The organism is Coprococcus sp. AM14-16, from assembly GCF_003434675.1.
Lineage (GTDB): Bacteria > Bacillota > Clostridia > Lachnospirales > Lachnospiraceae > Coprococcus > Coprococcus aceti.
Map to the genome: position 1 here is coordinate 254,222 of NZ_QTLL01000003.1, position 24,997 is coordinate 279,218.

Annotated in this window: 19 protein-coding genes and 1 pseudogene; 6 read left to right on the top strand and 14 right to left on the bottom strand. The window is 45.5% G+C overall.

Annotated elements, in window-relative coordinates; all coding sequences use genetic code 11:
• Positions 1 to 8 precede the first annotated feature (8 nt).
• Positions 9 to 2,300, bottom strand: a complete 2,292-nt coding sequence (locus DW159_RS11515; protein WP_117550899.1) for a S8 family serine peptidase — start codon at positions 2,298 to 2,300, stop codon at positions 9 to 11.
• 170 nt (positions 2,301 to 2,470) lie between these two features.
• Between DW159_RS11515 and DW159_RS11520 the strand changes: the two genes are divergently transcribed.
• Entirely contained in the window at positions 2,471 to 3,325 is an 855-nt protein-coding gene (locus DW159_RS11520) for a hypothetical protein (protein ID WP_117550901.1), read from the top strand.
• 211 nt (positions 3,326 to 3,536) lie between these two features.
• Here the strand turns inward: DW159_RS11520 and DW159_RS11525 are convergent, their stop codons facing one another.
• The 10 genes and pseudogenes from DW159_RS11525 to ftsE all read right to left on the bottom strand — a co-directional run bounded on the left by DW159_RS11525 (position 3,537) and on the right by ftsE (position 15,784).
• Positions 3,537 to 5,894 (bottom strand): ABC transporter permease, encoded by a 2,358-nt coding sequence (locus DW159_RS11525; RefSeq protein ID WP_117550903.1) that lies wholly within the window; start codon positions 5,892 to 5,894, stop codon positions 3,537 to 3,539.
• A gap of 43 nt (positions 5,895 to 5,937) precedes the next feature.
• Positions 5,938 to 6,648: an ABC transporter ATP-binding protein gene (locus DW159_RS11530; protein WP_117551058.1), complete on the bottom strand. Its 711-nt coding sequence runs from the start codon at positions 6,646 to 6,648 to the stop codon at positions 5,938 to 5,940.
• A gap of 281 nt (positions 6,649 to 6,929) precedes the next feature.
• Positions 6,930 to 7,493 (bottom strand): histidine phosphatase family protein, encoded by a 564-nt coding sequence (locus DW159_RS14240; protein WP_334294123.1) that lies wholly within the window; start codon positions 7,491 to 7,493, stop codon positions 6,930 to 6,932.
• A 201-nt stretch (positions 7,494 to 7,694) separates the two neighbouring features.
• Positions 7,695 to 8,489, bottom strand: a pseudogene (locus tag DW159_RS14245) (patatin-like phospholipase family protein); the annotation flags it as partial.
• A gap of 540 nt (positions 8,490 to 9,029) precedes the next feature.
• On the bottom strand, positions 9,030 to 9,908 hold the full coding sequence (locus DW159_RS11540) for a DMT family transporter (protein ID WP_117550907.1): 879 nt from the start codon (positions 9,906 to 9,908) through the stop codon (positions 9,030 to 9,032).
• 52 nt (positions 9,909 to 9,960) lie between these two features.
• Positions 9,961 to 11,055, bottom strand: a complete 1,095-nt coding sequence (locus DW159_RS11545) for a GDSL-type esterase/lipase family protein (RefSeq protein WP_117550909.1) — start codon at positions 11,053 to 11,055, stop codon at positions 9,961 to 9,963.
• Between the two features lie 11 nt (positions 11,056 to 11,066).
• Positions 11,067 to 12,491 carry an MBOAT family O-acyltransferase gene (locus DW159_RS11550; RefSeq protein ID WP_117550911.1) on the bottom strand — a complete coding sequence of 475 codons (1,425 nt, stop codon included), beginning with the start codon at positions 12,489 to 12,491 and terminating at the stop codon, positions 11,067 to 11,069.
• A gap of 282 nt (positions 12,492 to 12,773) precedes the next feature.
• Complete coding sequence (locus DW159_RS11555; protein WP_242992703.1) at positions 12,774 to 14,066, bottom strand: murein hydrolase activator EnvC family protein; 1,293 nt, start codon at positions 14,064 to 14,066, stop codon at positions 12,774 to 12,776.
• 133 nt (positions 14,067 to 14,199) lie between these two features.
• A complete protein-coding gene (gene ftsX, locus DW159_RS11560) occupies positions 14,200 to 15,108 on the bottom strand; it encodes a permease-like cell division protein FtsX (protein WP_015533677.1) in 909 nt (302 codons plus the stop codon).
• Positions 15,098 to 15,784: a cell division ATP-binding protein FtsE gene (gene ftsE / locus DW159_RS11565; protein ID WP_022216898.1), complete on the bottom strand. Its 687-nt coding sequence runs from the start codon at positions 15,782 to 15,784 to the stop codon at positions 15,098 to 15,100. The genes ftsX and ftsE overlap by 11 nt, the downstream gene beginning before the upstream one ends.
• A gap of 279 nt (positions 15,785 to 16,063) precedes the next feature.
• On the opposite strand from ftsE, the gene DW159_RS11570 reads away from it, so the two are divergent.
• From DW159_RS11570 to DW159_RS11585, 4 genes are all read left to right on the top strand, one after another.
• Entirely contained in the window at positions 16,064 to 17,452 is a 1,389-nt protein-coding gene (locus DW159_RS11570) for a uracil-xanthine permease family protein (RefSeq protein ID WP_117550917.1), read from the top strand.
• Positions 17,453 to 17,490: 38 nt separating this feature from the next.
• On the top strand, positions 17,491 to 18,120 hold the full coding sequence (gene upp, locus DW159_RS11575; protein ID WP_015533675.1) for a uracil phosphoribosyltransferase: 630 nt from the start codon (positions 17,491 to 17,493) through the stop codon (positions 18,118 to 18,120).
• A 181-nt stretch (positions 18,121 to 18,301) separates the two neighbouring features.
• Positions 18,302 to 18,952, top strand: a complete 651-nt coding sequence (locus DW159_RS11580) for an endonuclease III domain-containing protein (protein WP_015533674.1) — start codon at positions 18,302 to 18,304, stop codon at positions 18,950 to 18,952.
• Between the two features lie 40 nt (positions 18,953 to 18,992).
• Positions 18,993 to 20,339: a citrate/2-methylcitrate synthase gene (locus DW159_RS11585; protein ID WP_055146778.1), complete on the top strand. Its 1,347-nt coding sequence runs from the start codon at positions 18,993 to 18,995 to the stop codon at positions 20,337 to 20,339.
• Between the two features lie 178 nt (positions 20,340 to 20,517).
• Here the strand turns inward: DW159_RS11585 and trxA are convergent, their stop codons facing one another.
• From trxA to DW159_RS11600, 3 genes are all read right to left on the bottom strand, one after another.
• A complete protein-coding gene (gene trxA, locus DW159_RS11590) occupies positions 20,518 to 20,829 on the bottom strand; it encodes a thioredoxin (RefSeq protein WP_022217252.1) in 312 nt (103 codons plus the stop codon).
• Positions 20,830 to 21,184: 355 nt separating this feature from the next.
• The gene (locus DW159_RS11595; RefSeq protein WP_117550919.1) at positions 21,185 to 23,260 is read right to left on the bottom strand and encodes a heavy metal translocating P-type ATPase; all 2,076 of its coding nucleotides are present in this window, start codon (positions 23,258 to 23,260) and stop codon (positions 21,185 to 21,187) included.
• A 37-nt stretch (positions 23,261 to 23,297) separates the two neighbouring features.
• Complete coding sequence (locus DW159_RS11600; RefSeq protein WP_022217250.1) at positions 23,298 to 23,618, bottom strand: DUF6110 family protein; 321 nt, start codon at positions 23,616 to 23,618, stop codon at positions 23,298 to 23,300.
• 387 nt (positions 23,619 to 24,005) lie between these two features.
• Here DW159_RS11600 and DW159_RS11605 point away from each other — a divergent pair, with 387 nt between their 5' ends.
• Entirely contained in the window at positions 24,006 to 24,980 is a 975-nt protein-coding gene (locus DW159_RS11605) for a putative ABC transporter permease (protein ID WP_117550921.1), read from the top strand.
• Positions 24,981 to 24,997 lie beyond the last annotated feature (17 nt).

The following is a 24,997-nucleotide window of genomic DNA, read 5'->3' on the forward strand; positions in this document are numbered from 1 at the left end:
GCCTTTCACTATTTTACCTTTACGCGCTGTACACTGCTCCAGCCGCCATAAATGGTCTTGCCGCCAACTCTTCTGTAGGTTCTCATCCTCACATAACAATATTTTCCTGAGGACAGGGAGCTTATCCTGCGCCTGAGCTTTGTGGACTTATTTATCGTTGCCACCTTATATCTGTCAAATTTCGACGATGTACTGTACTGGATCTGATATCCGCTGACATACCTGACCTTGTTCCATGTTACATCCACCGTCTTTCTGGAATTTGATCTGACCGTTTTCGCCTTGCATCCCGGCATCCTGTACAATCTGACACCAGCCATATCATATGAGCTCGCCACAGTACTCCTGAACGCCTTTACAGTGTATGTGTAGTTCCTGTAATCTGACACATTTTTATCGACAAATGTGAGCGTTCCCGCTGACAGCACCTTGTACTGCTTCCATCCGTTCTGCCCCGGTGCCCTGCGGTATATTTTGTATCCACTTGCGCCCTTTACTTTGTTCCAAGATACCTTCACGCCGGAATATTCATTCTTCACAGTGTACTTTGGCTGGGTGAGCCGTACAGATGCCTTTGTAACCGAAGCTTTTCCTGTCAGAGAGTCTTGTACACCCTTCACAGCGTACCGGTATCTGCTTCCCGGCACTGCTGTTTTGTCTGTGTAGCTTCTGACATCCGCTCCATTGAGCTCAGCTATACATGTATATCCATCTGTGACTGATCTCCTGTATATCCTGTACCCCGTCGCTCCATCAGCAGCCGTCCAGGTCAGCCTGAGTCCATCCTTTGTGTTTACCAGCGTGCTCACACCGCAGTCTCCAACCGCCATCTCCGGTGTTCCCCCCGCAAATGTATCTGCAAAGTAATCTGCCATATACGGACATCCATATCCGCAATATTTGTCCTTGCCTGCCGTTCCAAGATCCACCGAATAAGATATGAGTCTGTCCTTCAGCTGGTCACTGCCAAGCCCCGGCTCAGCCAGCTTCACATAGGCTGCTGCAGCCGATATGTGAGGTGCCGCCATGGATGTTCCTGTATTGACATGTCCGTGATTCGTTCCGGTCTTCCACGCCGATGTTATATAAGTTCCTGGAGCAGAGAAATCCACTGCATCACCATAGTAGGAATATGCATCGTCAAACTCCACCGTATCTGCAGCGATCCTGTCTGCTGTCTCCTCCGTTCCAGCCTTCTGCATAAGCCCCGACACTGTTATCACATCACTGCTGTCCGCAGGATATGACACACCTTCCACGTCGCTGATCTCCCAGTTGTTCACAGTGCTATTCGTATTGCCTGCTGCCACACACATGATGACGCCATCTTCTTTTGCACTTTTTAACAATTCGTCAAGCTTCGACCTGGTGTTGTCACTTGCATTTTTACCATAGAAGCAGAAGCTCATATTGATCACGTCCGCACCGCTGTCAAGCGCAGCCATGATTCCCTGCTGTACCGTTGACACTGTGGTTGCTCCCCGGCTTGTGAAACATTTGATGATCGTGAGCTGGACATTGTCCGGTGTCGCATCCGCTATTATACCCGCCACATGACTTCCATGTCCCATGTTGTCTCCGTAGTCGCTCCGGTCTTCGCCCTCGCAGCAGTTCATACTTCCTTCCTCATTTATCCTGCCTTCAAACAGAGTATCCGAGGAATTAACTCCGGTATCTATGACCGCCACATTTACCTTAGCATCCAGCTTGTACTCCGACACCTCTGCCTTCAGCCTGTCCATTCCCATGTACCTTGTGCCCCAGCTTACAGCCTTATATGTCTCCGATGCGGCAAGCATGGCATCAACGTTCCGCTGTGCAGCATACGAATTTGAATCCAAATCTGAATCCGCCAGCACATCTTCTGAATATATGACCTGATCAAGCATACATTTGTCAGGCTCGTACTCTTCCTGAAGCTTTTCGTATGCCTGTTTCGTCGCTTCCTCGGTATCGTAGCCAAGCACATAGTAATCATATTTGTCATAACAGATGACTGTTGTCGCGCCATAGGTCTCCGGCACTTCATCTGTATACAATATGATCCTGCGAAGACTGTATATGTCGGCTGACTCACAGCTGTACATTGCCGCTGCGTCGACATCCGCTCCTCTATCCATCACATCGGCAGAGTTTACCACATCAGCTTCGTCCATGGAATCTCTAAGCTCTGACACACTGGTTACGTATTCTACATTTTCATAATCCTGCGCGTACACCTTGGTATATGTGCCAGGCGCTGCCAGCCCACCTGCCAGCACCACACAGGCAATCAGGTACGACCACCTTTTCCTTCTCACCTATATTCCTCCTGTATATAAAAACAGCTCTTTAAACCACATAGTTATCTTTTAGTATAACATAAATGTGCCGCAGATGGTGAGTAATATCTGTAACCCAAAGCCTCCACAGCACATATTTTATATCAGAGGTATATAAACCTCTGACAACACAATACGGAGGTAAAGTAATGGCAACATTCACTAATCAGGCAACTCTGTCCTACAACGGAGGATCCACCAATTCCAATATCATAACTGGAGAAATCATTGAAGTCCTCACAGTCTCCAAGACGGCTGTGGTGGACACCTACCGAACACCGGATAAGATCACGTATGTGATAAGTCTCATCAATTCCGGAACTACCACACTCACAGGTCTGTCTCTCACAGATAATCTGGGAGCATATGCAGTGGGAAATACAACAGTATATCCTCTCACATATATTCCGGATTCCATCAGATACTACACCAATGGAACTCTGGTAGCCGCTCCGGCTGTCGGTGCTGCAGCTCCGCTGACACTCACTGGAATCTCCGTTCCAGCGGGCGGAAATGCTACTATTATATATGAGACAACAACAAATGAATTTACACCTAGAGGCAATGAGGATTCCGTGACCAACACTGTTACAGTAACCGGCGCAGGACTTACCAACGCAGTCACTGCAACTGAGTCGGTTTCCCCTGTTGCAGCTCCCGATCTCGCCATCACAAAGTCTGTGAGTCCTAGCATAGTTGCAGAGAATGGTCAGATCACTTACACCTTCCTTATAGAGAACTACGGCAACACCGAGGCATCCGCAGATGACAACGTCATCATCACAGATACCTTCAATCCGATTCTCAACGGAATCACTGTGACCTACAATGGAAAGGCATGGACAGCACCGGACAACTACACCTACAATGAAGCAACAGGCGAGTTCGCAACAGTTGCCGGACAGATCACTGTTCCAGCGGCAACATTCACACAGAATACAGCCACGGGAGTCATCACCACAACTCCGGGAACGGCAACCGTGACTGTCACAGGAACCATCTAGCTGGCATGAGCCTGTCCGGGTCGACAACCTGACAGCTTTGGGAACATTTCCCACAAAATAGCAAAAAAGAAAATTTTGTGCTCAAACTCCCAGATTCCCACTGAAAAGATACACGACTTCTAATCCATGTATCCTTTTCAGGGATTCGGGGGATTTACAGCACAAAATTTTCTCTTTTTTTCAATATAATACCTGAACACAGCTTGACACATCACTCCACATTCTTGAGCGCCTCGTCCATAGGAATCTTCTTTATCCTCTTCATCTGCAACAGTGAGATCACCAGATAGCAGGTAAAGCTGAGCACGAACATGAGTGGGAATATCCATGGCGCCATGTATATCGGCATCCATCCGCTTAGCATATCTATCAGCATTGCCCTGTATATCACCTTGATCGACAGGTAACTGAGCAGTATATCGAGCAGCGTCACCACCGCAACCATGACAGTTGTGGATGACAGATACAGCTTACTGATCTCCTTTGTGTCATATCCCAGTATCTTAACCATGGATATGGACACCGTGTTCTTCTCCACTATTAGTTTTGTGAGCAGATATACGAGAAGCATGAACATAACAAGTGAAAATACAACCACTATGTAGAACATACCTCCCATGGACTTGGTGAGCTGTCTGGACACCTTTATCATGTCATCCTTTGTGATCTCTGACACTACATGATCCTCTATATCGGTCAGCTTGTCATTCGAGAAATAGCCGGTGAAGTAATCCTCGTCCTTGTCAAATATTTCTCTGAAATCACCCTCTGTCACGAACACCGCAAGGGCTGCCGGATACACCACAGACCCCGTCACCTTGAGATCATATGTGTCATCAGTATAGCTCTCCTTGAGCTCAAGTTTGTCGCCATCAACTATCTCATATTTGTCTGCGTAGCTGTCAGATACCAGCACATCTCCGTCGTCCAGCTTAACCGGGAAATATTTACTGTCCGAGTGTATTCCATACACCATGATCTCATCATCTATATCTCCGGTCGTCCTTAGCGTCTTCATACAGTAGGTTTCCGCATTATTATTTGCCGTCTCCACCTGTGAATCCAGAACATACTGGTGGTCAGCTACCATATTATCCAATATGTCATTCTGATAGTGCTTCAGCATAGGATTCAACATAAGTCCGAACATCAGAAGAACCTGTGCGAAGTAAATTCCAAGAAGCATGACCACATATCCTGGAATGTTCTGAAGTATGACACGGGTCTTGAACCTTGTCATGAACTTCCAGTGAGGCAGCTTCACCGCCTTCTTTCTCTTTGATCTGCTGAGATCATGCCTCAGGAACCTCAGTGGTGAGAGCTTCAGTTTGCTGTTTACCACTAACAGGTTCACAACGATCATGATTATAAGAGGTATGACTGTGGTAAGCACAAATGCATCGGCATTCCAATACGTCACATACTTAGTTAGGGAATAGCTTGCATAGTAAAGCTGTGCCCCCATATCCTTGAACACCGAATAGCCAAGCACGTTTCCCACCACCGATGCCACAAAAGTAACTATGACAGGAAGTGATATGTAATGAATGAGAAGCTCTCCCTTTGTGTATCCCGAGGCTCTCAGGGTTCCGATGACCGACGCCTCCTTTGTCAGCGTGTTGCTGATGGTCACCGCAAATATAAATGCAAGTATCACTATGACAATATATTCAAACCATTTCATCATATTTGTATCACTGCCAATATCATCCCCTGCAAAGTTGATCGCCTGGTTCTGATATCGTGGAATATAGTTCTCCATCGTAATACCATTCATGGCCGCCTGTGTATACACTGTCTCAAGGAGATCATCCGCAAGCTTCTTCTCATCACTATCATCCTCCGGCATTCCTTCATCGTACATCCATGAGTATGACCATGTCTTACTCTGTGCCGGAAGATCATCAAATTCCTCATTTGACACAACCGCAATTCCGAATATCGTGGCGTCAAACATGGTGTCGTTGTTGTTCTGGAACATGGTGCTGTAGTCGGAGAATGCCACAAATCCGCACACGCTGTATACCTTGTCACCCAGTTCTATATCATCACCGATCTCTATATCGTTGTTCACCGCATACATTCTGTCAATGGCGATCTCATCAGTTTCTGCAGGAAATTCACCATCCATCAGACACATTTTATTTACATCGTGTCTTGGTGCAAATATCCTCAGTGTTCTTACCCCACCATCTGCAGCGTCATTTAAAGAGTCCACCATATCATCTGTTGTCTCTGCATCGCTTTCCACATTACCACTATTGCCATCAGAGTCTGATCCGATCTTACTCATAGGCAGTTCATAATACGAAATGTCATAGAGCTTCACGCCCTCATCCTCTATATTACTCTTCATATCGTCTGACGCCTCATCCGACAGATCAAAATGTCCATCCTCCACGTTGTATTTGTCAAATGTATTGTCGTAGGTTTTCTTCATGCTCTCACCTGCAACCATGAAGCCCGACACCATTCCCGTCGTTATGACCATGAACAGGAATATGACCATATATTTTCCAAGCTCTCCCTTCAGTTCCTTTGGAATTCTTCTCCACAATGGATTTCTCATAACAGATCCCCTTTCCTATTGAACGTCTACCCTGTCTGCCCAATTACCAGTCAAGCTCTACAGCGGATATCTTGTTCTCATTTACAATGTTGCGTCTTATCATGCCGTCCCTGAGCTTCACAGTCCGGTCCGCCATATTCTTGATGGCATCATTGTGTGTGACCATGATTATTGTGTTGCCATACTTCTGGTTCACATCCTCTATGAGCTTAAGTATCTCCTTGGAAGTGTTGTAGTCAAGGGCACCTGTCGGCTCATCACAGAGAAGTATATCAGGATTCTTCACGATTGCCCTTCCAATTGAGGTCCTCTGCTGCTGTCCACCCGACAGCTGATTTGGGAGCTTATGTCTGTGCTCATAAAGCCCCAGAGTCTTTAACAGATCATCCACATCAAGAGGGTTATCGCTAAGGTATGCTCCAACCTCCACATTCTCCTTTACATTGAGATTAGGTATGAGATTATACATCTGGAATACATAACCGAGATGCTTTCTTCTGTATCTGGTCAGTGTCTTCTCATCCATATCCCCTGTCTTCTCTCCATCTATGGAGATATAACCGGAATCCGGGCTGTCGATCCCACCTATGATATTGAGCAGAGTTGACTTGCCAGACCCCGATGGGCCAAGCAGCACACAGAACTCGCCCTTTGCGACCTCAAAATCAATTCCTCTAAGTACCTCAGTTCGGTTCTCCCCTGAACCGAAGCTTTTCTTTATCCCACTGATCTTTAAAAAACTGTTGTCTCCCATGATTCTCTCCTTTTCCACATTTTATATTCTCCATAAACACATCGCATAGCTCTCATGCCGTACGCCAATATTTAAACACATGATTATATGTTCATATATTTATTAGCACATATGTAGGCTCTGTGTCAACTATATTAGTGATAAATAATATCAATTATTCTTTTATACACATTTACAGGAGCATTTGGGGATATCCCAGAAAAAAGAGAAAACCACATTCACATCATATTGATCTGCCTGCTGTTTTCTCTTTTTTACATCTGATTCCACACATGTGGCGATCAGAATCTATATTCTCTTATCTCACAGTTCTTTATGCCAAATGCTGCGAATTCCTCATTTGTCATATCATTGAAATACGACTGTACTATTCTTGATATTCCATTGTGGGCAACCAGAAGATATGTCTTCCCGGAATCTTCCGACTCAGCCTTAAGCTCATCTAACAGATTGTACACCCTCTGACACAGATGAACCATGGTCTCTCCGCCCTCATAGTGATCCAGAAAATGCGTCTTCGCCTTGGCGAATATAGCACCGTTTCTGGCTGTTCCCTCGTATTTGCCAAAACACTGCTCACGGAGTCTCTCCTCGGCTCTCATAGGAATTCCTGTTATCTCGGATATATGTCTTGCCGTCTCCGAAGCCCTGACCAGAGGCGAATACAGGATCTCATCTATGTGATAATCTCCATTCTTTATCATCTCACCAAGCTGCTCCGCCTGCTGATGTCCAAACTCTGTGAGTTCAATATCCGTGGCTCCACATATCTTGTTTTCCACATTCCACACGGTCTGCCCATGGCGGGTGAAGAACAGTCTTGGGCCAAACTTCTCAACAAGCACCGCCTTTGCATCGTCATATCCCTGTGTTATCCTCTTCTCAACACCTTCAGGCGAAAAGTCAAGCATGCCATCTATGGCACCACCAAGAGGAATGGACGGATATATATGTATCATCTCTGCATCATCGTATCTGTCGGTCTTCCTCTCATCGAGATGCACCACGACAAATTTTCTGTAGCCCTCATCATAGAGAGGCTGTATTGGCACATTATCCCCCCCAAGGAAGAAGCCTCCATCATAATACTTTGTCTTGTCTATCGTCTCCATAGGGAATATAACCGGTATGGCTGAAGAAGCAAGAAGTATACGTTCTATCTCCTCCGGTTCCATGCCTGACAGCTGGAATCTCTCAGGAGTAGGCTTGCCCTCCACATTGAGACATGTCGCATAACAGCTCATGTCACTGTTCGACACACCATCAAGTACTGGTGAATTCTCCAGTATGTCCATAAGTCCTTCTCTGGAGAAGAAGCCATCCTTTATCCTCATGCCTTTTGCCACAGCATCCAGTCCTATGCACTCTATTGCACTCTGTATGACTGGATTGTCTATGGTCGTGAGCTTCTCCTTGATGGACTCAAACCATTTGTTCCTGTTGTCCTCGTCTATATCCTTGTTGGACAGTATCCTGTCGTTGGTTATGTCGTACCACATCTGTGTAGCCTTATCCAGATCGCCGCAAGCGTACAATGCCGCATTCAGTGCGCCTACCGAGCTTCCTGATACCGCCTTTATATCGATCACATCTCTGTACTCCTCAAGAGCCTTCCACACTCCGATCTCATAGGAGCCACGGCCACCACCGCCACCGAGCACCAGACCGTATCCTTCCTTAACCGGCACATCCGGCTGCCCGTCCTGTCCGCCCAGTTCCGTGTAATGTATCTGCTTCTTCTGCGATATAGTCTCCTCTATCGCCTTATGAAGCTCCCCGGCCTTTTCCTTTATCTCCTCTGTTCTCTCCTGAAGCTCCTGTATAACCTTTTCTTTATCCATATATTAATCCCCCTTACTATTCCATAATAAAGCTGCTCTATCCAATATTGTCATCTGATATATCCACCAATTATGATCATATGTGTGTTTCATTTTAACATGTCAGCAACTATACCCACAACCTTATACTCACTATATTCAGAAGCTTTACCATTTATAGAACATTTATTTACGCTTTATATATTATTTCTTTTATGAACATATTTCTTTAACATCCGATACACAGAATGTACACAGTACCATCTTATTATATATACAGATTGATGAGGACAGCAGATGTGCGACATGCCCAGGCAGCACCAGCGTATCTGCCGTCACTCAAACTAACAACAATCCAATTTATATAGATGGGAGGCCGGATACCTCACAAGTCCGGTCACAACACCTAAAACCTTCCTTTATAACTTTTATAAAAAAGACGGATATCAGACAATGAAATTTTTACCCATTTTCCATTTCTGACATCCGTCTTTTTGTATATATCAATTATTCTACAAGTATTTGTACAAGGCACTGCCACTCTCAGCCCTGCCGATCATGCTAAGTGCGGTCCTGTCTCATGGTGTACCACCATTTGAAAACTGCACTTCCAATGATGATCACATATCCTATAATGCTCAGCATGTCAGGGATCTGATCCAGGAATACAAATCCCAGTATAGCCGCAAATATGACCTGACTGTAGTCAAATACCGATATCTCCCTGGCCGGAGCCTTCTGGTATGCTGCGGTTATACTGAACTGTCCACCAGCCGCCGCAAGTCCGGCACAGAGCAGGCACACAATCTGCTGCCATGTCATAGGTGCGTGGTCCAATATGATAAATGGAAGCGTCACCAGACATGAGAATACAGAGAAACACATGACTATGACCGGTCCGCGCTCCCCCTGTTTGCCGAGCTTTCTCACGTAAGTGTAGGCGATTCCGGCTCCAAGGCCGCCCGCCACACCAACCATGGCATACAGAAAATCCATATGAAACGAAGGCTTCACAACGAACAAAGCACCTGTAAATGCCAATGTCACGGATGCCCACTCTATCTTATTTGCCTTCTCCTTGAGCACAAAGTACGATGCTATGATCGCAAAAAACGGAGACAGCTTGTTGAGGATATTTGCATCCGCAATATTCAACTTGTCAATTGCGTAGAAATTACATATCAGCCCCGTCGTTCCACATATGCTTCTCGCCGCGATTCCCGGCCAGCTGCTCTTCTTTATCTTGAATTTCTCCTCAGTCCTCATGAGCATGGCAATGGCCACAACAGCGGCCACCGCATTTCTGAAAAATGCCTTCTGCATGGTCGGAAGATCCCCCGACAGTCTCACGAAGAATGTCATCAGTGAGAAAAAGAACCCTGCCATGATTATGAACAGGATTCCCTTGTATTTATCTTTTATTACCAGTCTTTTTGCCATTTGATCAACTCCCGATAATGATAAAATGCCGCCAGATCCCGCAACACTTTATCTATTTGAAAGCATCATCCTTGAGCCCATGCTCATACAGATACTGCTCCCACAGACTGTAATACTGCGCCTGCAAATGTATGTCATCCCAGGTATAGTCCTTTACAAGACCACCCTTGCCATCGTCCACAACCGTATTCATATCCAGATAGAAAAGCTTTATTCCATCAGCATATGCAGCTATGGCACCATTCTTGTCATCGATATTGTCATTGTTCACAATATCGTGGCTTGCCGAATAGTCGCTGGATACATGCATGCAGCCCATCATAAAGATCACTGCGTCCGGCTGAAGCGCCTGTATCTGAGCCACCGCATCGATATATGTGGATGCGTATGTCTCCGTATCATATCCAGCCTCATTTATACCAAGCATGATGTATATCTTCCTGAATTGTTTGCTTTGCAGCAATTCCGTGAGTGTCTTGGTTCCATTTGCGGCTATCTTCTCCCCCATCAGTCCAAATGAAGTAAGGCCCTCCATATATGCAAATTCTGCATTGTCCAGTCCGGAATACAACGCCAGTCCTTCCACTCTGGAATCACCTATGAACAGAGCATCGTCAAAATAAGACTTGTCAACCTTTATATATGGGTACTGGGTCTCAAGAGCGATCTGTGTGAGATCTCTGTAGCAGCTATTTCTTGCCTTTCTCTTCTTAACCTTCTTGTATTGAGTCTGTCTTGTCACCGGAGCAGCCGAACCGCCTGTATCTATGGTTGCTTTTTCCGTAGTTGCCTTTTCGGTGGTCGCTTTCTCTGTAGATTTCTCTGTTGTCTTCTCCGTGGATGCATTCTCAGAAGTCTGCTTCTCCGTGGATTTCACCTCCGTTGTCTGCTCCTCTGCAGCCTCACTGCCCGTGGACTCCGACGTCAGCTCGCTCTTTCCCGGAGCATCCGTGCTTGTTGCGTCAGTTCCGGTTGCCACCCTCTCATCAAGCAGCACAGTCTGAGCCATAGGATGATGAAAGCTGACATCCCATTTGTACACGCCAAGCGCAGCTCCCACATAACCGCCTGCGGTAACTATCACGCCGGATATTATGAGTATCGAGAACAGTGGACAGCCTTTTATCATTTGCCATAATTTCTTCATCTGCCCACCTCCTAAAATCTAAAATAAAGGAATGGATTGGAGCCACCCTTTGCTATCTGATATACACAGAACCAGAACAGTGCGAGCATTATAAGCTTGCATACCCAGTTCTTGTAGAATTTCTCTATGAGCTTTCTAGGCCACGGTGTACAGAAGATCACGCAGATCAGCAGCAGCCACCAGTATGTGTGTCCCAGCATGATCAGCTTGTCCATGGCATGTGTGGTGACTGATCCCTCTATGTTCATGCCAAACATTCTCTTCAGGTACAGTCCCAGAAGCTTCAGATCAGATATGTTAAATATTGTCCATGATATCGGTATCAGGAAGAACATGTACACATGGCCAAGAACCTTCACCTTGTCAAATACCTTGCCAAGGAACAGCTTCTCCATGAGAAGGAACACGAACAGGAACAAGCCCCATATCAGGAAATTCCAGTCCGCACCATGCCACAATCCGGTAAACATCCACACAGTGAACATGGCAAGTATCATTCTGAGCTTTCCCTTTCGGTTGCCGCCCATCGGTATGTACACATACTCTCTGAACCAGCGTCCGAGTGTAACATGCCAGCGTCTCCAAAAATCTGTGAGGGAATGTGCCATATAAGGATCGACAAAGTTCTCCGGTATCCTGAAGCCAAGTATAAGGCCAATTCCTATTGCCATCACGGAATAACCCATGAAATCAAACAGGAGCTGGAATGAATATCCCCATGAACCAAGCCATGCGGTCACAGTGTTTATTCCATAAGGGCCAACCGTCTGCACATCGTTCCACAGACTGGCTATCTTATTTGCCAGAAGCACCTTGTACGCAAGTCCCAATACGAACAGTGTCGCACCGCGCTCTATATCGTCCGCCTTGACCTCTCTGTGATCCAGCTCAGGCTTCACCTCATCGTAGTTGACTATAGGGCCGGCTATGAGCTGAGGGAACATGCTCACATATGTTCCGAACTTGATTATACTCTTGTCCGCCTGATACTTGAGCCTGTACACGTCAAATATATACGATGTTATCTGGAACGTATAGAAGCTTATTCCAAGCGGCAGTGTGATCGCCACGCTATCAAATATCTTTGTTCCCGCTGCAGTGTTTATTATCTCTATAAAAAAGTTGATATATTTGAATATGAACAACATTCCAAAATCAAACACCATAGCCACCGCCAGCCAGCAGTTTCTCTCAAATGAACAGTCGATCTCCGAATATACTTCTATATCATAAAAACGCTTGATTCGTCTTGCCACCGAATAGTTAAATATAATAGAAAACATCATCAAGAACACGTATATGGGTTCGCCATACGCGTAGAACACAAGGCTGCCTAAAAGCAGTACAACATTCCTGTACTTCGGCTTTGTCACAAAATAGATAAGCAAAAATAAAGGCAGGAATCTAAATAAGAACTCCATGCTCGAAAAAACCATAATATACTCCTTAAATAAATACTCAGTCCAGTGTGAGTATAAATACTTTTACCACTTATGTCAACCGACACTAATCCTATTTTTTCTTAAAAAAACTATTGTTTTCGACATATTTTCTCACCACCACAACATATGGTACTTCGCCCATATCCACGCCCCTATTAACATAAAAAATGCGTGATCCATATTTCATGAATCACGCATTTTTTCTCTGTTCTATATATGATCATATTAAGATCTTATGATATGACACATATCCCTGTGGCATGTCTCAGCCTCATCTTACAGATAATCAAGTGGGTTGACATATGAGCCATTCAGGAATACTGAGAAGTGGCAATGTGTTCCTGTTGAATATCCTGTTGAACCTGCGTACGCAATGGTCTGTCCCTGTGAAACCACATCGCCAACGCTTACTGCAAGTGATGAGTTGTGAAGGTACATCGTCACAAATCCATTACCGTGATCTATCATAACGTAGTTACCACCACTCTCGCCCCACTCGGCTACCGTTACAACACCTGAATCAGCCGCTGCGATAGGCACTCCGTATGAACATCCTATATCTATACCCATATGATTGGAGCTTGCTCCTGCTGTCGGTGACTCTCTAGGTCCGAAGTAGTCTGTGATAGGTCCTGATACAGGCCATATGAACCGACCTGAACCGGTTGTTGAACCGCCATTGTTACTTCCACTGTTGTCGCTGTCACTGCCTGAGTTGTCGCTTCCACCGTTGTTATCCTGCTGCTGTTGTTCAGCTTCTCTCTGCTTACGCTCCTCCTCAAGTCTCTGCTGTTCCTGACGCGCAAGCTCTGCCAACTTGTCATCCAGCTCTGACTCCTGCTTTGCGTATTCAGCCGCAAGAGCTTTCTGCATCTCAACATCATCACTGTACTTGTTGATCTCCGCATTCTTCTGGCTTATAACATCGTCGAGGTCTGCCTGCTTGGTCTCCAGGTCTGCCTTTACCTTCTCTACATCCGCCAGATCATCCTTGAGTGTCTGCTGATACTCTGCTATGTCATTCTTAGTCTTTACCAGCTTGTTGAGCTGCTTCTGGTCATATGTGCTGAGCTGATCAACATACTCAGACTTGTTAAGACTATCCTCAAATGAAGCCGATGACATAAGTGCATCTATGTAAGCAACATCGCCCTCCTCGTAGAGGTACTGTATCCTCTTCTTCATCGCCTCATACTGATTATCCTCACTGACCTGAGCCTCTGCAAGCTTTGTCTGAGTCTCATCTATCTCATTCTGAAGATCCTCAGCCTCCTGCTTCTTCTCCACGATCTGTGTGCTTATATCTGTGGCCTGCTTATCGAGCTCATTTACAGCCGCTGTAAGCTTGTCTACCTTCTTCTGATACTTCTCTGCGTTTGCATTCGCCTCTTCCTGAGCCTGCTGAGCCTCTTCCTTCTGCTGCTCAACCTCCTCCTTGGTCTCCTCAGCATGCACGCTGAACACAGGAGCCGCAAATATGGATGTAAACGACATGAGCAGTGCTCCGGTAGTAACCACTGCCACCTGCATACCTTTCTTCTTTATCTTGTATAAATCTATTCTCATCATTCATGCCTCCTAAACGCATTTCATAATGTTATTATCTTTTTGCCCTACTTATCAGCATTATAACACATATTGTCCCTAAAAAAGTAATAACAATTTGTGAATTTTTTGTGCATTGCTCTGACCGCATTTAACACTACACTCTCAAGTGCTTTCTTGTGGTAAGAATACTTCCTACCAGACCAACACCGATACCGAGCACAAGTCCGACCGGTACCATAGTCCTGAACAGATCCTGCTGGCTCACAAATGCGAACAGCGTTGTGACAACCTTGAACCTTCCGGCAACGTATGTCAGTATCTTATCGTACATGTAGTACAGAAGGACCAGGGGTATAGCCGAACCGACCGCGCCTATGATCACACCCTCTATGATGAACGGTGCTCTTACAAATACATTTGTCGCACCGATCAGCTTCATGATCCCTATCTCTTCCTTTCGCACTGTGATACCTATGGTGATCGTGTTACTTATAAGGAATATAGATACCAGCATCAGTATCACAACTATTCCTATGGATGCATATCCCACAAGGGATGACAGTGTCGTGATGCTGTCCGCAGTCACGTCAGAACTCTTTACCTTTCTGACTCCTGAAAGGCCCTGGGCAAATGCCACGAACTCCGGCTGTCTTGATACATCCTTGAGCGTGATCTCATATGACGCAGCATTCTTTAACGGGTTATCTCCGCCAAATGCATTCTTTGCAACCTGTGGATCATCGTAGTTCTGATCTGCAAACTTGTCCCATGCCTCATCGGCTGAGATGAAATCCATCGTCTCAACATAATCGACCGTTCTTATCTGTTCACCTATGAGCTGTATGGTCTCATCGGACGCATCCTCGTCGAAGAATACAGATATGGTGACTGTCTTCTCAAGCTCCTGCATACCTGACTGGAAGTTTACAACCACCGCATATATGATTCCGAAAAGGAACAGACATGATATGATGGTTCCCAGTGATGCAAGTGAGAACAGTATGTTTCTTCTTATATTCGCAAAGCCCTGTCTGAGGACATAGAAAAATGTACTAATCTTCATCTATGTAGCCTCCTTCCTTCTCATCACTGATTATAACGCCCTTCTTCAAGGTGATAACTCTCTTCTTCATCTCATTGACGATATCCTTGTTGTGGGTTACCACAACAACTGTGGTTCCTCTCTTGTTAATATCCTCAAGGAGGTTCATGATATCCAGTGAGTTCTTAGGATCAAGGTTTCCTGTAGGCTCGTCCGCCAGTATGATGTCCGGATTGTTGACCAGTGCTCTCGCCATGGCAACTCTCTGCTGCTCACCACCTGAGAGCTCCTTCGGGTATGATTTGTATTTGTCTGCAAGTCCAACCAGCGTCAGCATGGCCGGAACTCGTCTTCTTATATATCTCGCCGGGGTCTGGATGACTCTCTGTGCAAATGCAACATTCTCGTATATAGTTCTGTCCTTCAGAAGCCTGAAGTTCTGGAATACGACTCCAATCCTTCTTCTGACCTTCGGTATATCCTTCCTCTTGATCTTGCCGTAGTCGTATCCGGCAACAGTGATATTGCCCTCCGTAGGATCGAGCTCCTTGAGCAGAAGCCTGAACAGAGTGGTCTTGCCCGAACCACTGCTTCCAACGATAAATACGAACTCGCCTTTCTCTATATTAATATTGACATTCTTGAGTGCCTGATTGCCCCCAGGATATGTCATACTCACGTTCTCTAATTCAATCATAATATCTGTAGTCTCCTTCGACCTGTATCTTTATTTTTCTCCCCTTTACTCAATCCAAGCAGAATTGTAACAATTCTGTAACATTTTGTCAAGCGTTACCATATATTACATTTCTTAATTCTTTTTCGACCTTTCGCGGCATTACATCGTCTCCATTTTTTCGCTGTTTTCACAAAATTGTGACATGAAATTTACGGAAATTACACTATTCAAATTGACCTTAGTGTAAATAAACTTTATAATATTTAACTAAGAAAAAATATGGGAGGATTATTACTTATGGATAATCAAAAAGAAGCCATTCGTGATGCACGTAAGCTTGGAATTCCAAAGATGCTTTTACTTGGATTCCAGCATATGTTTGCCATGTTTGGTGCAACAATTCTTGTTCCGCTTCTCGTAAACGGATACTTCGAGGGTCAGGGACTCTCAATTCAGGTAACTCTTGTATGTGCCGGTCTTGGAACACTGTTCTTCCACTTATGCACAAAGCTTAAGGTACCTGCTTTCCTCGGTTCTTCATTTGCATTTCTTGGAGGTTTCTCCACAGTTGCAGACCTTAAAACAGGCATATTCAAGGACATGCCAATGGGCGAAAAGCTTCCATATGCATGTGGCGGTATTGTGGTTGCAGGACTTCTGTATCTTGTACTTGCACTGATCGTCAAGCTTGTCGGCGTGAAGCGTGTCATGAGATTCCTTCCACCAGTGGTTACCGGACCTATCATCATATGTATCGGTCTGAGCCTCGCACCATCAGCTATATCAAACGCATCCACTAACTGGCTGCTTGCATTTATCGCACTGGCTGTTGTCATTGTGTTCAACATCTGGGGCAAGGGCATGTTCAAGATCATACCTATCCTCATGGGTGTACTTATCTCATATGGCGTTGCACTCATACTTCACTTCTGTGGTATGACCAACCCTGATGGTTCAGCAATACTCAGTTTTTCTGGAGTTTCAGACGCACATTTTCTCGGTCTGCCACCTTTCCAGATCTGTAAATTTAACTTAACTGCCATACTTGTCATGGCTCCTATCGCCATCGCTTCCATGATGGAGCATATAGGTGATATATGTGCCATATCAGCAACTGTAGATCAGAATTTCCTTGAGGATCCAGGTCTCCACAGAACACTTATCGGTGATGGTCTGGCAACATCTCTCTCCGCACTCTTTGGCGGTCCTGCCAACACAACCTACGGAGAGAACACAGGAGTTCTCGAGCTCAGCCGCGTTCACGATCCAAGAGTTATACGACTGGCTGCCATTTTTGCAGTTATTCTCGGTTTCATACCTAAGGTTGCAGAAGTCATCCGCTCAATGCCTTTCGCCATCATCGGCGGTATAAGCTTCATCCTCTACGGAATGATCTCAGCCATAGGTGTAAGAAATGTGGTTGAGAACCACGTAGACTTCACGAAGTCAAGAAACCTGATCATCGCAGCCGTTATCATGGTATGTGGACTTGGTTTCTCAAATGGCCTTACATTCACGATCGGAGGCACAACTATCACTCTTACAGGACTTGCCCTCGCAGCTATATTCGGCATCCTGCTGAACGCCATCCTGCCTGGTAACGACTATACATTTGGTGAGAACACCAAGGGTGATGTAAGCCGCGGACTTGGAATGAATCCACAGAACTCTGACATTGAGGCATAATAATTATCTGTATATTATTTATTAGGAGGTTACACAATATGACAGATTACACAGTTATGACACATCCACTTATTCAGCATAAGATTTCAAAGCTCAGAGATAAGAACACCGGAACTGCCGAATTCCGTGCACTTGTTGAAGAGATCGCCATGCTCATGGGATATGAGGCTCTGAAAGATCTTCCTACCGAGGATGTATGTATAGAGACTCCTATCGAGGAATGCATGACTCCGGTCATCGCAGGAAGAAATCTTGCGATCGTACCTATTCTCCGTGCAGGACTTGGAATGGTCAGTGGACTTCAGGCTCTGGTTCCTACAGCCAAGATTGGACACATCGGTCTGTACAGAGACGAGGAGACTCATGAACCTCACGAGTACTACTGCAAGCTCCCTGATCCTATCGATGAGAGACTTATAGTTGTCACGGATCCTATGCTTGCAACCGGAGGATCAGCTGTTGCTGCCGTTGATTTCATCAAGCAGCACGGCGGTAAGCATATCAAGTTCATGTCGATCATCGCTGCACCGCAGGGAATTGAGAGACTTCTCAAGGCTCATCCTGACATCCAGCTCTATGTTGGACATGTTGACCGCGAGCTGAACGAGAATGCTTACATCTGCCCAGGACTTGGCGATGCCGGCGACAGAATTTTCGGAACAAAGTAAGATCTTTCAGACATGATATTTATACCAGCAAAGACATGCCGCAGCCCAGCACATATACTGGGCTGCGGCATGTCTTCTCTTCCCAACATTTTCACACTTCTAACATTTTTATTAAGAATTCTTTTTCGATATCCATTTGCAGGCCTTTCATGTTATCATATAGAGACTGGAGGTCTTTTTTATGGAATCACAGAAGAGATATACGAAAAAACAGAGAACACTGGACATTATCGAGAGGCTGAAGAAGGAATATCCTGACACAGTATGCACCCTCGATACTTCACACGCATGGCAGCTTCTTGTCAGTGTCCGCCTGGCGGCGCAGTGCACTGATGCAAGGGTGAATGTGGTAGTCCAGGATTTATTTGCCAAATATCCGGGAGTAAAAGAACTGGCTGCTGCCGATGTCAGTGACATCGAGGCCATTGTGAGACCTTGCGGACTGGGGAAGAGCAAGGCCAGAGATATTAGTGCATGTATGAATATGCTTGTTGATTCCTATGATTGCCAGGTTCCTGACAGTCTAGATGAGCTGCTTAAGCTCCCCGGCGTAGGCCGCAAGAGCGCAAACCTCATCATGGGTGATATCTACGGCAAACCTGCCATTGTAACAGATACCCACTGTATACGCCTTGTCAACCGAATGGGACTGGTTGACGGGATAAAAGATCCGAAGAAGGTTGAGATGGAACTGTGGAAGCTTGTACCTCCAGATGAGAGCAATGACTTCTGTCACAGGCTGGTGGATCACGGCAGATCCGTGTGCACAGCCAGAACGAAGCCACATTGCGACGCATGTTGTCTAAGCGACATATGCAAAAAGATCATCTGATTTATCATACAAACGGAAAGGAGTTACTTATATGGAGTATATGGAGAATCTGACAGAATACGTGGAGAAGCAGGCTTCTCTCTGTCAGCAGCATGATGTGATAGACAAAGAGCTCTATGCCAGATACGGAGTAAAAAGAGGACTGCGTGATGAGAATGGACAGGGAGTTCTGACCGGTCTTACCAATATATCACAGATCATAGCATTTAAGGATGTGGATGGCCAGAAGGTTCCGTGTGACGGACAGTTATTGTACAGAGGCTATGATGTACAGGATCTCGTAAAAGGCGGCAAAGGGAAACGCCATATATTTGAGGAAGCTGCTTATCTTCTTCTCTTCGGAGAACTGCCTACCGAGGCTCAGCTCTCAGAATTCAGCAGTGTCATCGCCGAGTCCATGAACCTGCCGACCAACTTTACCCGTGATGTCATCATGAAAGCACCTAGTGTGGATATAATGAACTCCATGACAAGAAGTGTGCTGACTCTGGCTTCATACGATAATCAGGCTACCAACCTGGATATAGACAATGTTCTCAGACAGTGTATCGGTCTCATCGGAACATTTCCTATGATGGCTGTGTATGGTTATCACGCATACAACCATTATGAGAACGACGGAAGTATGTACATTCACAGACCTGACAAGGATGCTTCCGTGGCTGAAAACATCCTCAGGATGCTCAGGCCCGACATGAAGTATACCGAGCTTGAGGCAAGAGTTCTTGACATAGCACTTCTGCTTCACATGGAGCACGGCGGTGGTAACAATTCCACATTCACCACAAGAGTTGTAACGTCATCCGGCTCTGACACATACTCTGCCATTGCCGCCGCCCTTTCATCCCTCAAGGGAAGGAAGCATGGCGGAGCCAATCTGCAGGTTATGAACATGATGGATGATATAAAGGAGCACATAAAGGATTACCATGACGAAGAGGCCATAGAGGCATATCTGGATAAGCTGCTGAACAAGCAAGCCTACGACCACAAGGGACTCATCTATGGTATGGGCCATGCCGTTTACTCACTGTCAGACCCAAGAGAAAAAGTCTTCAAGTCATTTGTCGAACAGCTTGCCGCTGCCAAGGGCAGGGACGAGGATATGACTCTGTACAACAACATTGAGAAGATCGCGCCAAAGCTCATCGCCAAGGAACGCAAGATATACAAGGGTGTCAGCCCTAACGTAGACTTCTACAGCGGATTCGTGTATGAGATGCTCGGAATTCCTAGGGAGCTCTACACACCGCTCTTTGCGGTGGCACGTATAGTTGGATGGAGCGCTCACAGAATCGAGGAGCTTGTCACTACAGACAAGATCATCAGACCGGCATATAAGAGTCTGGTTAAGTATAGAGAATATGTAGACAGAGACGCCAGATAGTCAATGTGTTTTCAATAACCTTAAAGCCCTGTCAGACTTAACATTCATATGTATCCATAATATGAGACCCATATGAATGTTAAGTCTGACAGGGCTTTATGTTTTTCCTGTTTCTAGTTTGTATCCCCACTTCAATTCAGATCCCAATGAAAATATCCGGGATACATATCACAGACAATTATTTGATCTTCTCAATGAAATCGAGAAGATCATACTTGGATATAGCTCCGACACTCCTCGATGCCTCAACACCATTCTTGTACAGTATCAATGTCGGAACACTGAACACCTTATTGGCAGCCGCAAGTCCGGGATTCTCATCCACGTCCACACTGAAGAAGTCCACTTCACCATTCAGTTCATCTGCAACCGTGTGAAATACCGGTGCCATCATTTTGCACGGTCCGCACCATGTTGCTGAGAAATCCGCAACCGCCACACCGCATGCCTTTATATCTTCAAAATTATCGCCTTTTACCGTTTTTACCATACTGATCATCCTCCATTCTATTGTGATGAACACACGCATCATGCTGTGCTCCACACACATCTGTATATTTTCATTTCATAAACATTCCAGATAATATCTGCTAATATTCTGCCCTTATGTTCAGCTATCTACTCATGTTTTATACGTACATTTTGTCATATCCTGTCGGCCCGGTCAACAATTCTTACAGATTATTTTTATTATTTAAATTTAAAATCATTTTTTAACTACAAAACTGCCCTCCTCACTAATGTTCCGGAATCCCGGGTACTCATCCCAGTGAAGAGGGCAGCTTTATTTTATATTCTATATGATTCTACGCTTCGATCATCAATATAATTCTATGCTCCAATCATCAATCCAGCAGCTTCTTCATACTGTCAAGACTTATGAGAAGCGTCGATGAATTGTGAAGCAGTGCTGATGTGGTTGGCTGGATAACTCCCATCACGCCCAGGATGATAAGTCCTGTGTTGATGGTCACTATCTTGCGATAGTTCCTGTTGATCCTGCTCATCAGCTTATTGCTGAGCTCCTTAAGTGTTACGAGCTCGTACAGATTGTCTGCACTGACAGTTATATCTGCGATCTCTCTGGCAATCTCCGCGCCATCACTTACGGCAATTCCAGCATCGGATGCCGACAGTGCAGGTGAGTCATTGATTCCATCTCCCACCATGATGACCTTGCGGCCCGCAGCCTTCTCGGCCTCGACAAACTTTGCCTTGTCCTCAGGAAGGACCTCTGAGTAATACTCATCCACTCCTACCTGCTCTGCAATAGCCTTGGCCGTTCTGTCACTGTCTCCTGTCATCATGACAACCTTCTTGATTCCCAGCTTCTTGAGCCTTGAAACAACCTCGGCCGATTCCTGTCTCACCGGATCCTTGATGGATATGACTGCTGCCAGCCTGCCATCGATTCCCATGAACAGATGTGAATGAGTCTTGGACAACGACTCGTACAGCTCTATCTTATCCTCAGGTATCACACAGCCCTCATCCTCAAATACGAAATGATAGCTTCCTATGACAACCTTCTTGCCGTCTATGCTTGATGAGATACCGTGAGCCACAACATACTCAACCTTGGAGTGCATCTCCTCATGCTCCAGCCCCTTGGCTGCAGCTCCTGCCACAACCGCTCTTGCCATGGAATGAGGGAAATGCTCCTCCAGACACGCAGCTATCCTGAGCAGTTCATCAGGATCTCTTCCGTCAAATGATACGACGCGTACAAGCGTAGGTGATGCCTTTGTAAGTGTTCCTGTCTTGTCAAATACTATCGTGTCTGCATCAGCTACAGCCTCCAGGAATTTGCCGCCCTTGACTGTGAGGTGATGCTTATTTGCCTCCTGTATAGCAGACAATACCGCTATAGGCATGGACATCTTCAATGCACATGAATAGTCGACCATGAGTACCGCAAGTGTCTTGGTGATATTCCTTGTTAAAAGGTATGTGAGGATAGTTCCACCGAGAGTCCATGGCACAAGACCATCTGCAAGATGCTCTGCCTTGCTCTCAAGTCCTGACTTAAGCTTCTCAGACTCCTCTATCATCGCAACAACTTTATCATATCTGCTGGTCTTACCAGTCTTTACAACTCTGACTACCAGCTCACCTTCCTCAACAACTGTACCTGCATATACACTGTCTCCGTGTCCCTTGTGGACCGGTACTGACTCTCCGGTGAGGGATGCCTGATTGACCATGCCCTCGCCCTGATCCACAACACCATCAAATGGAATGACATTGCCCATATGAACCACTACCAGATCATCCTTTGCGATCTTCGCACTGTCCATAAGTACATCACAATCATCCACACGCACCCATACCTTATTGATATTGAGTGACATGCTTCTTGCCAGTCCATCCACCGACTTCTTATGTGTCCACTCCTCAAGGATCTCACCGATCTCCAGAAGGAACATGACTGATCCCGCTGTCGCGAAATCATTTGTCAGAATGGATGCTGTTATGGCTGTTGCATCGAGAACCGGCACCTCAAGCTTCCTGTTCGCAAGACACTTGAGCCCCTTGCCTATATACTTGAGCGCTTTGACGGATGTCAGACAATACCGAAGCGGCATTGGCATGATCCATTTCTTGGTCATGTACCAGGCGGTCTTCCAAAACAGCTTGTCCTCATACTGTCTGTTCATGACTCTGCCTGATGTCTCTGTGAGATCCGCCGGAACCTCCACCCTGTCATATCCAAACTGTCTCAGCGCATCTATCACCGCTGCACGGTCACCATCATATATGATGATCGCGTCACAGGTTCTGTCGTGCACCTTGACCTCTTCCACTGCCTCACAGTTCTCCAGATAATACTGAAGTATGTCGGCCTGTGCCATGGTCATGCGGCTCTGTGCCATGTGTATACGCAGACGATTCTTTGTTTCATTTAAAATAGAAAACTTCAAGATCTTCGCCTCTTTCTTATGTTTTGTCTTATACTGATTACTCTTCTACAGTCTCTGCTGCATCAGCGCTCTCAGCCTCTGTGCACTCAGTATCCTCAAAGTCAGCCTCTGCTGCCTTCTGTGCTCTTGCCTCGTTGATATCCTTTGCTCCTGCGTAGATATCACCACAGTTCTCCTGGATAGTATTTGCTGTCTTCATGACACAATCCTTTGCTCTAAGAACACCAGCTGTACAATGTGTATATACGTTCTTTGCATCCTTGCTTGAGAGAACCTTGATACCAGCTGTTCCAAATAATACTCCACCTGCAAATATTCCAAGCTTCTTCCAGTTTACCTTCTTTAATGCCTTCATCATGATTTTGTCCTCCTTGATTATATATTTATTCTGATTAATGATATGACCACTTATACGCATGATAGATTATATGACAGGCTTCGCCGTGATTCGATTTTTCTAATCACGGTTTGTTCAATCAAACTCTCCTTAACGTAAAAAATGCATTCTCGATCTTCGTACTGTAGAAAGAGTCTGCATCTGTTTCGTGGCTTTTTATTTGCTGTAAGTATAGCACTGTCCCCGGCGTTAGTCCAATATAACATTCGCAATTTAAATGACTTTTTTTCTCAATAAGTATCAACAAGCTATCTTACACTTGTGACATTTTGTAAGGTTGCTTTTTTTCCTTCTATATACTATCTTATTACTATTGGCAAAGTCATATATACAAAGGAGATTCCATGTATGGATAATTTCAATATCAAAAGCATTCTGGTAATATTATTTTTATTTTTCATAGGATGCATCATGGGCTGGTGCATTGAAGTCATATTCAGAAAGTTCTTCTCCAAGAGCAACCCAAGCCACAAATGGATCAACCCGGGATTCCTCATCGGACCTTACCTGCCTCTCTACGGTTCAGGCCTGGTGGTGCTGTATCTCCTGTCCCTGATCCATATAGAAGCTGTTGACGCCCATCCTGTTTTGCAAAAGGTTCTGGTGGTACTGATCATGGCCATCGCCATGACCGTTGTGGAATACATTGCCGGACGTATATTTATAATAGGAATGAACATCAAACTGTGGGACTACTCAGATGAGTGGGGCAATATACAGGGCATCATATGTCCGCTGTTCTCATTCTTCTGGGGTGTGATCGCGGCACTATACTATTTCTTCCTCCATCCACACATACTGAACGCTGTGTACTGGCTGGCGGATCACCTGACATTCTCCTTCTTCATCGGTTTCTTCTACGGGGTATTCGTGATCGACTGCGTTGTATCATTTAACCTGATGAACAAGGTGAAGAAATTTGCGAAAGAGAATGATCTTATTGTCCGTGTTGAGGAACTCAAGTCCCGACTGGCTCTGGATCGTGAGAAGTTCAAGGAGAAGCCAAGCTTCCTTCTCTCTCTTCACGATACAGCATCGATCAAACGAGCATTTGAGAATAACCCTGAAAGCTTCTCCATAACAAAGAAGATCAAACTGAAGGCTGAGGAGCTTACAGAAAACGTAAAGGAAAAAAGCGCTGTGATAAGTGAAAATCTCAAGGAAAAGAGCGAGGTGATCACCGAGGGTATCAAGGCTGCCGGAACTGAGGCAAAGGCCCGCATAGGCGAGACCCTGAATCGAAATGATTCATCAGATGTGGCCGACACAGATCTGTTCGATAATTCCCACAGGGACATAACAGAACACAAGAATGAAAAATAATATCTTTCTAAGCATAT